This is a genomic window from Plesiomonas sp., from assembly GCF_051650925.1.
GTDB lineage: Bacteria > Pseudomonadota > Gammaproteobacteria > Enterobacterales > CAMTGL01 > Plesiomonas.
The window spans coordinates 1-10,293 of sequence record NZ_JBOFRH010000260.1; the positions used below are offsets into that span (position 1 = coordinate 1).

A 10,293-nucleotide genomic window follows, 5' to 3' on the forward strand; every position below is an offset into this window, starting at 1 on the left:
CCAGCAATACAGGCTTTCGCCAGACCGGGGCCGATATCACGCGCGATATCCATAATAGAAACGGCATGATCGAACTGACGCTGACTGCCGTCAGGAAGGGTAATAACAGGCATAATGATTCCTTATTCTGCAGTGGTGACCCACACGAAAGATCACATACAGGCTGTAAATCTATCAAATAATAGATGAGTACTCTGGTATCTCGACTCACTCTGCGAGAATGGTTTATGACAGTCAGTTGATTTGGGTTTCAAAGCAACATGAGCGTTAACAAAAACCACCAGTTCGCATAAATCCTACCATACAAAAATACGCTGAGCCTATGCGAATAAAGAAATACCGGACAGGTTTATCGTGAATTGCTATTTCTTGTTTATATTTAACACAACTGTTTCGCTCAACTGTGCACTGACTCAGGGATTAAGCTAAATTTATACGTTAGTTTTATAAAACTGGAATAACACATCTGCAACCTTTCACCTGTAACTTTACGTAAGGGGTAACACCATGTGGCATACCGTCTGTACGTTGTTAAGTGAACACTTCCAATACGCTTATGTCAGCTCAGAAAAGACGGCGCTTCGGGGTGGCGAGGTATCCGAAAGCTATTTCATCTCTAACGGGCATGATCCGGTGTTTGTAAAAGTGAATGACCTCTCTTTTCTGCCACAGTTTCAAGCAGAATATGATGCACTTTCATTGCTGAGCAGTACAGAAACGGTGCGCGTTCCAACCCCTTATGCTGTTGGCACATTTAGAAATAAAAGCTTCCTGTTGATGGAATATATTGATCTCACACCACTCAACACAATAGATGCCGCCGAGTTAGGCGCTCAATTGGCTTGTTTGCATTTGTGGGGTGAACAGCTAAAGTTTGGGTTTGATGAGGATAACGGTTTAGCGAGCACGCCACAGCCCAATGGCTGGCAACTCCGCTGGGATACATTCTTTGCTGAACAGCGTATTGGCTGGCAATTGCAGTTATGCCAAGAGAAAGGCATTTATTTTGGGGATATCAAACAGATTGTTGGAGCCGTTAGAGAGATTCTCTCCGGGCATACGATTGAGCCCTCTTTACTGCTTGGAAATTTGTTAAGCCCACACTGTGGAAGTTCATCAACTGGACCGGTGGTTTTTAATCCGGCTTGTTATTGGGGCGATAGAGAGTGTGATATTGCGGCAAGTGAGCTGGCGAATACGTTATTCACACCGTTACCCGCAACATTTCAGCAGGCTTATGAGCGTTTAAGCCCCCTTCCCGCCGGTTATAGTCAGCGTAAGAGTATTTATCAGCTTTATCATTTACTGAATTTATGCAATTTGTTTGGCGGTGATTATTTGGCACGAGCACAAACCGTGATCGACCGTATGGTTTTTCGCTCTTAATATTTCAGTAAGTGGCTATAGATATGAATAATGTTGTATAAATTATAGCTGTGGTTGATGTGGAATACGGGTGTTGCGCATATATGCTTGTGAGCAGATGGCACATAGCACTTAATCTCAAAGGAGTGATGTAATGCTTAAAGCTGCCATATTTGATATGGATGGATTATTGGTTGATTCTGAGCCGTTTTGGCAGCAGGCTCAGATTGATGTATTACGCCCGCTGGGTGTGGATATTTCGCTGCAAGATACGGTGTTGACGACAGGTGTTCGTATCGATCAGATAGTGAATCTGTGGTACAGCCGTTTTCCGTGGTCTGGCATAAGTAAAGAGGCAGTTGTTACACAAATTGTACAGCGTGTGGGAGATTTGGTTGCACGCTATAAACCTATGATGCCAGGTGTGACTGACGTTTTAAGCCTGTGTCGTAAATGTGATTTAAAAATCGGGCTGGCCTCTTCTTCACCACTTGAGCTGATTCATCAGGTGCTTGATGCTCTGTGTCTGACGCACTGCTTTGATGCTATTGAGTCAGCAAAATCACTGCCTTATGGAAAACCTCACCCAGAGGTTTATCTTAAATGTGCGCAAGCTTTACATGTTCAGCCGATACAGTGTATTGCGTTTGAGGATTCACTACCGGGGTTAATTGCAGCGAAGGCCGCCCGTATGCAGACGGTTGTGATCCCCGAAAAGTTACTGCTAGATGACCCGCGCTGGTCAATTGCTGACTACTGCTTACCCAGTTTGCAACTGGTCAGTTATTTGCATTTGAAGTAATTATCGCTGTTTAACCACTTTCCATGTAACGGTGTGTCTAAAATTGCACATGAAATTGCATCAGCACGTATTCCAATAAACAGTGTGTAATGCTGTTATGTTGGGATACGCGACTAATGCTTGATTTTTACCGATATGAATTTATCGGCATTGAGCGTCTTTATACTGCAGTATACCGTTGAAAATGAAACCGCTCTTGTTGCTCGATATCACCCCATTCAATAGTTAGCGGGGATGTATAGGCCGGAGAGTCGACAACCAACGTATGAAACTCGCCCCGCTCTCCGCACGGGTCTGCGGATTCAGGTAAGCGTTGCAGTAATTGCTTATCAAAACGCTTACCGCAAAATTCGCCGGATAATTGTGTCGTATCAATACTGACTAAATACGTTTCTATGTTGCGGGCAATAATCTCTTGTGCCAGCTCAGTGGTAGGCTGCCCCATCAGCGGGAAATGCGTATGCCAGCCGTGCGGTTCAAGATAACTGCGGCGAAACTCTGCAATACCATCAAGAAACAGATCACCAAATGCCAGAGTATCAAACTCCAACTCACTCTGTTTTAGCGCCTGAACTACTGAGGTTGTGTAAATCAGGTTATTCGGCCAAACCGGTAACGGAATTTCAATCAACGGTAAGCCCATTCGCTGTGCCTGCAAGCGAACTACGCTGATCGGTGTGCCTTGAATCGGCACTTCATCCTCAGACGCTGAATAGGTGGTAAACAGCCCGACAATATGGCAGTTCGGATCTTCTTGCATCCGCAACAAGGCCAACATCGCATCTTTGCCTGAACTCCAACTGAGCAAAACGTTCATCATCTATACACTCTCTGTGCAAGTTGATACGGCTGATCCGGTATGATTAAGCGCTGCTACCGGTTGTGCTGCCAAAATGCGAGTTACGGTATCGACAATGGCCTGAGTTTGAGGATCAATTTCAATGTTTACTTTTTCCCCCAAACGACGCTGCCCCAAAGTGGTTCGCTCACGGGTTTCAGGAATTAAGTTTACGCAAAACCGTGATTTGGTGGTTTCTCCAACAGTCAAACTGATACCGTCAACACCGATATAGCCTTTATCGAGCACATATTTCATTAGCTCAACCGGCAATTTAAACCAGATTTGGTGGTTTGTTTCTGATGTTAGTATTCGCACCACTTCTGCGGTTGCCATAATATGGCCTGACATAGCATGCCCGCCAATTTCATCACCAAAACGGGCTGCCCTTTCAATATTGACCCAGTCACCGCACTGTAACAGACCTAAATTGGTGATGCGCAGCGTCTCTTTCATCAGATCAAAGCTAACGTTATTCCCATCAATCTGTGTCACGGTCAGACATACACCATTGTGTGCAACAGATGCACCTGTCTCAAGTTGATGTAATAAGGTGTCGGGCAAAGAGACAACATGTGTACGGAAATGATCTTTCTCTGTGATAGAAATGAGTTGGGCTTTTCCTTGCACGATTCCTGTAAACATGACTGATTTCTCGATTTCGAATGATAAAATAATAAACTAGCGATTTAGCCTGTCTATTTTAGCTGATACAGCAACGATTTTTAATTCAAAACAAAACCCCAGCGTAATTGTTTGCTACCATAGCGTTAACCAGTAGAATTAGTGGGTTTACTCTGATTCGAGGGTGATGTTATCACGGCATATTCCGCTGACAAAAAAACTCATTGTTATCAGCGGAGTGCCTTTTTTTTCATTGCGGAGTGTCTGTGCAACGATATCGTTTAGAAGCTAAAAGCCTGTTAAAACTGGCTATTCCCGTGTTAATTGCTCAGGTAGCACAAACCTCCATGGGGTTTATTGATACTGTCATGGCGGGTAAAGTCAGTGCTGCGGATATGGCCGCTGTAGCCATTGCATCATCCATCTGGTTGCCAGCCATTTTGTTTGGGCACGGATTGTTGATGGCATTAACCCCGATTGTTGCGCAGCTTAATGGATCTGGCCGACGCGATAGAATCGGCCATAAAGTGCGCCAAGGGTTCTGGATGGCGTGGTTGATCTCTATCCCTATCATGTTAGTGCTTTATGGTAGCCGCATTATTGTCGAACAAATGGATATTGACCCACACCTGACTGACCTGACTGTGCGTTATTTACAGGTGATTATGTGGGGCGTTCCGGGGTATCTGATGTTTGCCGTGCTGCGTTCATTCAATGAGGGGCTTTCCAAAACAAAGCCCGGCATGGTGATTGGTTTTGTCGGATTGCTGATTAATATTCCGGTGAACTATATATTCATTAACGGCAAATTTGGCGCTCCGGCACTTGGTGGTGTGGGCTGTGGTGTTGCAACCGCAATGGTTTACTGGTCAATGTTTATCATGATGATGCTGTATGCCACCCGCGCACGTAGCTACCGTGATATTAAGGCCTTTACCCATTGGGAGAAGCCTGATTGTAAAACCCTGAACAAATTGATGCGACTGGGTTTCCCCATTGCAATGGCAATGTTCTTTGAGGTGACACTGTTTGCTGTGGTTGCACTGCTGGTCTCCCCGCTTGGTACGACGATTGTTGCCGGACACCAGATTGCACTGAATTTTAGTTCGATGGTCTTTATGCTGCCGCTCTCTATGGGTATTGCCGTAACAATTCGTGTCGGTCACCGTTTGGGCGAAAAATCACCCGAAGATGCGCGGGTAGCGGCTATTACTGGGCTGGTGGTTGGGTTTGCGTTAGCGATGTCTACTGCGATTCTGACTATTTTGTTCCGTGAGAACATCGCCAATATTTATAACAGTGATCCACAGGTTATTCATGTTGCCATGCAGCTCATGGTATTTGCGGGGATTTATCAGTGCTCTGACTCTATTCAAGTTGTCGGCAGTGGTGTGCTGCGCGGTTACAAAGATACCCGTGCTATTTTTGTGATCACGTTTATCTCTTACTGGCTAATTGGTTTACCGATTGGTTATGTATTGGGTCGGACAGATTATCTGGTTGCGCCGATGGGTGCTCACGGTTTTTGGATTGGTTTTATCAGTGGATTAACCACTGCTGCCCTGCTCTTTATTCTGCGAATTCGTTGGTTACAACGTCAGGATAGCCATAAGATCTTGGCTATGGCGAGCCGCTAAGCTGAATTTAGCGAAAAAACCGTTTAGACGTTAAAGCCGCACTTTGTGCGGTTTTTTTTTGCTCTGATGGTTATATGTAAACACAGTAAGGGGAAAAATGTGGGTAATCTAGGGTAAGAGGCTCTCTTTCTAATATACTTAGAGCAGAGCACTCATAGAACATTCAGATACAACAAAGCCCGCATAATGCGGGCTTTGTCTAAAATGTGGTACACCCAAGTGGACTCGAACCACCGACCCCTACCATGTCAAGGTAGTGCTCTAACCAACTGAGCTATGGGTGTAAAGTTAACGTTAGCTTAAAGTAAGTTGCCTATAATCATCACTGTTTTGATTGGTACACCCAAGTGGACTCGAACCACCGACCCCTACCATGTCAAGGTAGTGCTCTAACCAACTGAGCTATGGGTGTATCACACATTGATTACGCTTTACTTTATGGTGCGTCCTAGTGGACTCGAACCACCGACCCCTACCATGTCAAGGTAGTACTCTAACCAGCTGAGCTAAGGACGCACATTACAGCAACGCAGGTTTTCCGCTTCTGGAAAACGAGGTGAATATTAACGGTGAACCGTGGTGCTGGCAAGCCTGAAATATCAAAAAAGCCAGCTAAGTTAACTGTTTGCATTAAATATAGCCAATTTGCTCTTTTTCACAGCCTCAACAAACCTACAAAATATGTGCGATTACACAAAATCATTTTTGTCTGTAATACTGATTTGTTAGCATTATTGACTCTTATGCTTGCTGAACTGAAAGGAATACGCTGATGACTGACAGCACTACGCAACTGACTGAACAACAAATGGCGGCTATCGATCAACTTGCTCGCGCACAAGTTGATGATATCAATAGTGATGAGATTTTATGGCATTCGGTTGAACAGTATATGGAAAGCATGACTGAGCACATGAAAACCTACTTTCTAGCTCGTGTACACTTTCACCGCAATGCAAACCGTCAGGACTGATAAGACTCAAACGCAACAAATTTTCCAGCTAAAAAAACAAAGTGGCAATGGTTTACCTTAATTAAAGGCGCACAACTGCCACTTTATCATCAGAATATAGGTGAAACGGTATTAACGTTTTGCTGCCGCAGGAATTTTTGCAGGCTTACTGCCTTCTAACCACTGACGAATACGGTTTGCATCACCAATCGGTGTGCGTTTCCCTACCGAATCAAGCAGCACGATAGTCAGATCATCTCTGCCAGGTTGAGCCCGCATCACAAGGCAGCGCCCTGCTTCATCGGTAAATCCAGTTTTGCTCAACCGTACATTCCAGCTGTCATTTTTCACCAATGGGTTGGTGTTAAAAAACTGCAGTGCGTACGATGGTGTACTAAAACGCATCTCTCTGTTTTCAGTTTGTGTAAACTGTCGAATCAGAGGTTGTGCGTATGCAGCCTTGACTAATTTTGCTAAATCATTGGCTGTTGACACATTGTGCGTAGATAAACCGGTTGAATCAGCAAAGCGGGAACGCGTCATTTTTAACGCTTTTGCCTTTCTGTTCATGGCTTTCACAAATGCGGGTTTACCCCCCGGATAGTGTCGCCCCAATGCTGATGCCATACGATTCTCGGATGACATCAGGGCCAGTAAAAGTGCATCACGACGTGTTATTTTTGTACCAAACTTAATCCTTGAATGTGTGTTTTTCAGCGTATCACGATCACGCTGATCAACAGTGATGATCTCATTCAAGTTTTGCTTTGCATCCAGTACCACCAGTGCCGTCATCAATTTAGTTACCGATGCAATAGGCACAACTTTATTCGGATTTTTGGCATACAGCGTTTTCCCCTTGCGGGTATCAATCACCAACGCGCTCGCAGAAGCTAGCTTCAACGATGAATCTGATGACGATGATGCCTCTGCAGGCGTTATGCTCGTGACCAATACAGAGAGAGTCAGCGCACAAACAACCCCCAGAATGCGACTCCTTTTGCTCATAAACGCTCCATCAATTCCGTGTAATTAACATATAAATATAGTGGCTGAATTATTATTCCGGTACATACGCCGTTTGTTTTATGACGGACGCTTAGTACGGGCTAACCCTTTTAGGAAATTGCGTAAAAACTGATCACCACAAGGACGATAATTCTTATGCCCTTTCTGGCGGAACAGTGCACTTAACTCTGATTTTGAAATCCGCAATTCTGCAGCAGACAAAATAGCGCGCATATCTTCATCTTGTAATTGAAGTGCAATTCTGATTTTACGCAAAATAACATTATTCGAAAGCAGTTCTTTCTCTTTTACTGCGCCGGTTGTATCTGTTGACGCACTTGGCGAAGGGCCGCGTAATTCAAGGATTAAACCGTCTAAAAAAGCACCTAATGCATTGTCATCACAATCAATGAAACCGCTTTCGTCCTCTTTTTTTAACCAGCCATTCAGCATATCGGTAGAAACCGTTAAACCTGCGTGCTCATAAATGCGCAATATATGAGCAATGCTTAGTTGTAAGCTGTAACGTAGGCTGCGTAAAACATCATTATTAATCATAGAGTTCCAAATTAGTTCAGGACAAATGTCGTTATTGGTGCAGAAAGCGTGCGCATACTAGCACAACCGCTATATCACTGAGTATCGATATTGATCTCGCGTCGCACCTCATTTAACTGATAAAATGTAAGAATATTTTAGTCTGCTGATGACTATTTTTATTCTTTAAAAGGCAAAATGATGGAAATTTTCCAGTTAGAAAACCACCCTTTCGTTGAACTGTGTGACTTGCTAAAAATTCAGGGCTGGAGCGAAAGCGGTGCAGCTGCCAAAGCGTTCATTGCCGAAGGTTTGGTCACTGTTGATGGTCAGGTTGAAACACGCAAGCGTTGTAAAATTCAGCCCGGTCAGGTTGTCTCTTTTCAAGGGCAAACTGTAAAAGTAAGAACCTAATCTTAGGATCTTATCGCATATGCCACCGAATCTGCGGTGGCATAACATAGCCACTTTGGGCTTAGACAGACATGCTTCACACATACCGCTCCGCTCCCAATTAACTTACTTACTCACTCTCACCTGCTCTACACCTAATTTGGTTTAACAACATCAGCCATACAGAGCTGTAACCAAACATGTAAGTTTGCTTTCTACTTGCACTAAACATCGCACTCGCTAAAGTAAACAAAAAACACGCATCTAATAAGTAACTAACTTATTGATTTAAATAAATCTATAACGATAAGTCATGTTATACATAAGCCATTATTTGGATTTAGAAAAGCAGATATAATCTGATGTAAATAGATTTTAAAGTTGCACATTTTTTTACAAACAGAAAAATAATCTGTGGAACTTATGGTTTCATTATAAAAAAAATTAGGCTAAATATTATTTAGGTTGAATTCAATTCGATGACGCTCATAAAACAATCAAAATAGAGCGCAAATAATTATTTAGAGGATGTTTTTAATGAAAGCGCAAAGTGTCGAATGTTTATCTACAGAACAAGACATTAATACTGAGACAACAGAATTAAAACATGATCATTGGAAGCGCATTTCCAGCGAGTTATTAAATAAAGCGGGCATTACGCTTAACGGTAATAAACCGTTTGATATGAAAATAAAACATCCCGATACACTAATGCGAATATTACAAGAGGGCTCTCTGGGATTGGGTGAGAGCTATATGGATGGGTGGTGGGATTGTGACCGGTTAGATATTTTCTTTGATAAAGTATTAACCGCAAAGTTAGATAAACAATTACCTTCACACTTTCAAGATACATTGCGCATTCTAAAAGCGAGAGTCTTTAACATGCAAACTCGCTTGCGTGCATGGCAAGTGGGTAAAGAGCATTATGATTTGGGTAATGATCTGTTCAATGCAATGCTTGATCCACACATGCAGTACTCTTGTGCCTACTGGAAAGAGGCTCAAACGCTTGAAGCGGCGCAAGAAGCAAAGTTAGCGATGATCTGTGATAAATTACAACTCAAACCTGGCATGAAAGTGTTAGATATCGGCTGTGGCTGGGGTGGGTTAGCTTATTACATGGCAAAAAATCACGGTGTATCTGTTGTCGGTGTGACGATATCTAAAGAGCAACAAGCGCTTGCCCAGCAACGCTGTGAAAATTTACCGGTAGAGATTATTTTACAAGATTACCGCGATTTAAATATCGAATTTGATCGTATTGTATCAGTTGGAATGTTTGAACATGTTGGCCCTAAAAACTATCACACGTATTTTAATATTGTAAATCGCTGTCTAAAAAAAGAGGGGCTATTTTTGTTGCACTGTATTGGCAGCAATGTTTCAGGTATAAAAGCGGATGCATGGATAAGCAAATATATATTTCCCAATGGCTGCCTCCCCTCTATCAAGCAAATTGCAACAGAGTCAGAACCATTTCTGGTAATGGAAGACTGGCATAATTTTGGTGCTGACTACGACAAAACACTGATGGCATGGGATAATAACTTTGTTAACGAGTGGCCTTCATTACAAGCGCAATACTCTCCCCGCTTTTATCGGATGTTCCGCTATTATTTAAATGCCTGTGCAGGCGCATTCCGCGCCCGCGACATTCAATTATGGCAAGTGTTATTTAGCCCTGCCGGATTACGAGGTAGCGTTTATATCCAACATTAATCCTCATTGTGATATAGCTATCTTAACAAGTTCGTAAAATATCAAACACGCTCTCCTCCTCTCTTTTTGGTTAGCGTGTTTTTTACATCGATTTTTCGGTAACAGTAGAGGCTGCCTTGATCTAAGTAATATCTTGGATGATGACTTAAATTAAGTTTGTTTGCACCGTATTTATCTTGAGGATAGGTTGCTACTGTTTCTGAATCAGTCACATCTCTGCTACGCTATACCCAGATATGTAGAAAATAATGAGGCAGTCTTCTGCTGGGAACTGGGAGAATCAACACGTGAATTATAAGAATGCAGTTATCTTATCCGCCAGCAAACGCTTGGTAGGATGGACTTTAGTGATTATCGCGGTAATCAGTACTGCAATATCTATTTTAAAATTTCTCAGTATTTATATCGATAATGG

11 protein-coding genes and 3 tRNA genes are annotated in these 10,293 nt (G+C 43.0%); 6 read left to right on the plus strand and 8 right to left on the minus strand.

Translation table 11 applies throughout. The annotated features are described in order from the left end of the window. Positions 1–113: TGS domain-containing protein (locus ACRC27_RS06160; RefSeq protein ID WP_438639434.1), on the minus strand; the 113-nt coding region annotated here is incomplete at its 3' end. A gap of 394 nt (positions 114–507) precedes the next feature. Between ACRC27_RS06160 and ACRC27_RS06165 the strand changes: the two genes are divergently transcribed. After that, positions 508–1,386, plus strand: coding sequence for a fructosamine kinase family protein (locus ACRC27_RS06165; RefSeq protein ID WP_438624111.1), 879 nt, complete (start codon positions 508–510; stop codon positions 1,384–1,386). 133 nt (positions 1,387–1,519) lie between these two features. After that, positions 1,520–2,167: a hexitol phosphatase HxpB gene (gene hxpB / locus ACRC27_RS06170; RefSeq protein WP_438624112.1), complete on the plus strand. Its 648-nt coding sequence runs from the start codon at positions 1,520–1,522 to the stop codon at positions 2,165–2,167. Between the two features lie 160 nt (positions 2,168–2,327). On the opposite strand, the gene ACRC27_RS06175 is transcribed toward hxpB, so the two are convergent. Both ACRC27_RS06175 and ACRC27_RS06180 read right to left on the minus strand, forming a co-directional pair. Continuing rightward, positions 2,328–2,987, minus strand: a complete 660-nt coding sequence (locus ACRC27_RS06175; protein ID WP_438629626.1) for a hypothetical protein — start codon at positions 2,985–2,987, stop codon at positions 2,328–2,330. Continuing rightward, on the minus strand, positions 2,988–3,650 hold the full coding sequence (locus tag ACRC27_RS06180; RefSeq protein ID WP_438629628.1) for a riboflavin synthase subunit alpha: 663 nt from the start codon (positions 3,648–3,650) through the stop codon (positions 2,988–2,990). 245 nt (positions 3,651–3,895) lie between these two features. On the opposite strand from ACRC27_RS06180, the gene ACRC27_RS06185 reads away from it, so the two are divergent. Further along, the gene (locus tag ACRC27_RS06185; protein WP_438624116.1) at positions 3,896–5,266 is read left to right on the plus strand and encodes an MATE family efflux transporter; all 1,371 of its coding nucleotides are present in this window, start codon (positions 3,896–3,898) and stop codon (positions 5,264–5,266) included. A gap of 207 nt (positions 5,267–5,473) precedes the next feature. Here ACRC27_RS06185 and ACRC27_RS06190 read toward each other — a convergent pair. From ACRC27_RS06190 to ACRC27_RS06200, 3 genes are all read right to left on the minus strand, one after another. After that, positions 5,474–5,550: transfer RNA gene (locus tag ACRC27_RS06190), tRNA-Val, on the minus strand. 51 nt (positions 5,551–5,601) lie between these two features. After that, positions 5,602–5,678, minus strand: a tRNA-Val gene (locus tag ACRC27_RS06195). Between the two features lie 27 nt (positions 5,679–5,705). Then, positions 5,706–5,782: transfer RNA gene (locus ACRC27_RS06200), tRNA-Val, on the minus strand. Between the two features lie 256 nt (positions 5,783–6,038). Here ACRC27_RS06200 and ACRC27_RS06205 point away from each other — a divergent pair. Next, positions 6,039–6,239: a hypothetical protein gene (locus ACRC27_RS06205; protein ID WP_438639433.1), complete on the plus strand. Its 201-nt coding sequence runs from the start codon at positions 6,039–6,041 to the stop codon at positions 6,237–6,239. Positions 6,240–6,350: 111 nt separating this feature from the next. Here ACRC27_RS06205 and pbpG read toward each other — a convergent pair whose 3' ends face one another. Together pbpG and ACRC27_RS06215 are read right to left on the minus strand one after the other, a co-directional pair. Next, complete coding sequence (gene pbpG, locus ACRC27_RS06210; RefSeq protein ID WP_438624118.1) at positions 6,351–7,226, minus strand: D-alanyl-D-alanine endopeptidase; 876 nt, start codon at positions 7,224–7,226, stop codon at positions 6,351–6,353. Between the two features lie 78 nt (positions 7,227–7,304). Continuing rightward, positions 7,305–7,784: a DUF1456 family protein gene (locus ACRC27_RS06215; RefSeq protein ID WP_438624119.1), complete on the minus strand. Its 480-nt coding sequence runs from the start codon at positions 7,782–7,784 to the stop codon at positions 7,305–7,307. Positions 7,785–7,964: 180 nt separating this feature from the next. Between ACRC27_RS06215 and ybcJ the strand changes: the two genes are divergently transcribed. Continuing rightward, positions 7,965–8,177 carry a ribosome-associated protein YbcJ gene (ybcJ, locus tag ACRC27_RS06220; protein WP_438624237.1) on the plus strand — a complete coding sequence of 71 codons (213 nt, stop codon included), beginning with the start codon at positions 7,965–7,967 and terminating at the stop codon, positions 8,175–8,177. Positions 8,178–8,693: 516 nt separating this feature from the next. Then, on the plus strand, positions 8,694–9,878 hold the full coding sequence (gene cfa, locus ACRC27_RS06225; RefSeq protein WP_438624120.1) for a cyclopropane fatty acyl phospholipid synthase: 1,185 nt from the start codon (positions 8,694–8,696) through the stop codon (positions 9,876–9,878). The last annotated feature ends 415 nt before the right edge of the window (positions 9,879–10,293 follow it).

Excerpts from the sequence above, each read along its gene's own strand:
- ACRC27_RS06165 (WP_438624111.1), top strand. The coding sequence starts at position 508 with ATGTGGCATACCGTCTGTACGTTGTTAAGTGAACACTTCCAATACGCT.
- hxpB (WP_438624112.1), top strand. The coding sequence starts at position 1,520 with ATGCTTAAAGCTGCCATATTTGATATGGATGGATTATTGGTTGATTCT.
- ACRC27_RS06175 (WP_438629626.1), bottom strand. The coding sequence starts at position 2,987 with ATGATGAACGTTTTGCTCAGTTGGAGTTCAGGCAAAGATGCGATGTTG.
- ACRC27_RS06180 (WP_438629628.1), bottom strand. The coding sequence starts at position 3,650 with ATGTTTACAGGAATCGTGCAAGGAAAAGCCCAACTCATTTCTATCACA.
- ACRC27_RS06205 (WP_438639433.1), top strand. The coding sequence starts at position 6,039 with ATGACTGACAGCACTACGCAACTGACTGAACAACAAATGGCGGCTATC.
- pbpG (WP_438624118.1), bottom strand. The coding sequence starts at position 7,226 with ATGAGCAAAAGGAGTCGCATTCTGGGGGTTGTTTGTGCGCTGACTCTC.
- ACRC27_RS06215 (WP_438624119.1), bottom strand. The coding sequence starts at position 7,784 with ATGATTAATAATGATGTTTTACGCAGCCTACGTTACAGCTTACAACTA.
- ybcJ (WP_438624237.1), top strand. The coding sequence starts at position 7,965 with ATGGAAATTTTCCAGTTAGAAAACCACCCTTTCGTTGAACTGTGTGAC.
- cfa (WP_438624120.1), top strand. The coding sequence starts at position 8,694 with ATGAAAGCGCAAAGTGTCGAATGTTTATCTACAGAACAAGACATTAAT.